Here is a 369-nt window from a genome sequence, read left to right as displayed (position 1 = left end):
GGCGCCGGTGGTACCCGTAGCGCCAGTAGTACCCGTGGCGCCGGTGGTACCCGTAGCGCCAGTCGAGCCCGTGGCGCCGGTAGAGCCTGTGGCGCCGGTAGTCCCTGTGGCGCCAGTAGTCCCCGTAGTCCCCGTAGTCCCGGTAGTTCCAGTAGCACCCGTCGCCCCAGTCGCCCCAGTTGCCCCAGTCGCCCCGGTAGCACCTGTAGCCCCAGTAGCCCCCGTCGCCCCAGTAGCCCCCGTCGCTCCAGTATCTCCTGTCGCTCCAGTAGCCCCCGTCGCTCCAGTAGCACCCGTCGCTCCAGTATCTCCCGTCGCCCCAGTAGCGCCCGTCGCCCCAGTAGCCCCCGTCGCTCCAGTAGCCCCCGT

Annotated in this window: 1 protein-coding gene; it reads right to left on the bottom strand. The window is 70.5% G+C overall.

The features are described 5' to 3' along the window. The coding region (locus HPT30_RS00605; protein ID WP_175369653.1) for a hypothetical protein at window positions 1–369 on the bottom strand (369 nt) is incomplete at both ends.

Source organism: Paenibacillus agri (assembly GCF_013359945.1).
In the GTDB taxonomy this organism is placed as follows: domain Bacteria; phylum Bacillota; class Bacilli; order Paenibacillales; family Paenibacillaceae; genus Paenibacillus_AQ; species Paenibacillus_AQ agri.
This window is presented reverse-complemented; position numbering and strand designations above follow the sequence as displayed.